The organism is Paenibacillus roseus (assembly GCF_016424485.1).
Taxonomy (GTDB): domain Bacteria; phylum Bacillota; class Bacilli; order Paenibacillales; family Paenibacillaceae; genus Paenibacillus_D; species Paenibacillus_D roseus.
The window spans coordinates 1-1,477 of sequence record NZ_JAELUP010000059.1 but is presented as its reverse complement, the minus strand read 5'-3'; the positions used below and the strand labels follow the sequence as shown (position 1 = coordinate 1,477).

Annotated in this window: 1 protein-coding gene; it reads left to right on the top strand. The window is 29.6% G+C overall.

Annotated features, from left to right (window positions below):
- A partial coding sequence (locus JFN88_RS11255; RefSeq protein WP_199019395.1) for a hypothetical protein occupies positions 1–1,207 on the top strand: 1,207 nt, incomplete at its 5' end.
- Positions 1,208–1,477: the final 270 nt, after the last annotated feature.

The window sequence follows — 1,477 nt, the reverse complement described above, 5'->3', positions numbered from 1 at the left end:
AGCTTTATTTAATACATCATCCTTGAACTTTACTGTTTTCGCTCAAAATGATAAAAAACCAATATACTTTTTTAATAATGATATTAATGATTCTGCTATATCAAATTTTCTTAATTCCGAGGATATTGTAGACAATGAATTATCAATAACAAAAAAATTTGGGGTTATTTCAAATTTAGTAGATGAGGGCAACCATTTGAATGATTTGAATAACTATGAGGAACTTGCATTTCCAATAGAAGCTGTGCAAGAAAAAGAATCATTAAAAACTGATTTGAAGAATTATTTTGAATCTGGAAAAACAATTTATTTATATGGGGATTCTATTACCTTGCATGAATACGAACAAGCTCTGAATTTATCTCAAGTAATAACTGCACCAGATGATGAGAATGAAATGAAGAATGGTTTATCAAAGCCAGGTTTTTATCTTGCTAATAAAAATAGTTATAATATAATAGGCTTTTCTAAAAAATTAGAAAAACCAATTTATTTAGCTAACTTTATTAGTCAAGAAAATGATAAAATTAAATTAAACAAGAAAGAGATGCATCTTCGAGGAGTTCTAGATAACTATTTAGCGTATACTAATAATAGTGGAATTATTAAAAAGAATGTTGCAGAAGCTGCGATAGTAACAAGACAAACTTTAGCAAATCAAAACACATATGCCTATTATGTATATCCGAATGGAAGTATTTTAAAAGGTCAAATTAATACAAATGTTGTACTAAAGCAAGATGATTCTGAGACTGATATAACATATGATCATTTCTCAGTTGAAGCATTTATTGAAACTACTGGTTTCAGTGGTAACTATTCAAGAAGTGCAGAAGTTAAAATGTCTTTGCCCTTTTCTTCCGATGTTATTCATGATTGGGGGCCGTCAAACGATAGTGGTGGAAGTAGTATGACGGTGGCAATTGGTTATCCTTCAGGAGTACAGGTGTCTTATACTTATGCAACTGGGGGGAGTTATAATACTAAAGATCATTCTTCTCAAACAAATTCTTACGGTCATTGGAAGTTAACACTTAAAGCATTTTCTTTCGATGCTATGCCTAACCCATTTAGATTTAAACCGACAATTTCTTGGTTTTCAACTGGAAAATACGCCGCAGTAGATGTACAAACAAATGTTAGTATGGAAGATTTATTGACAACATATGCTCCAGAACAAAAACTTCAAGTGCGTTATAGTTATTAAAAAGGATAAGAAAGGAGAAGGTTGCAAAAGGATGTTTTGCAGCCTTCTCCTTAAATATTTAGTTTTCAATCTTTTAGAATTTAGAAAAGGGAAGAATGCGATTCTAAATATTTGTGGTTGATTGTATGATTGAAGGAGGTATTTATGAAAAAAAAGATAATTTTAGTGACAATAATATTTTTTATAGGAATTAGTTTTGTTTTGTATTCTTCACTTTATAAAGAAAAAAATATGTTCATTACTGAAAAGGTTTATTCTGATGTAAAACTT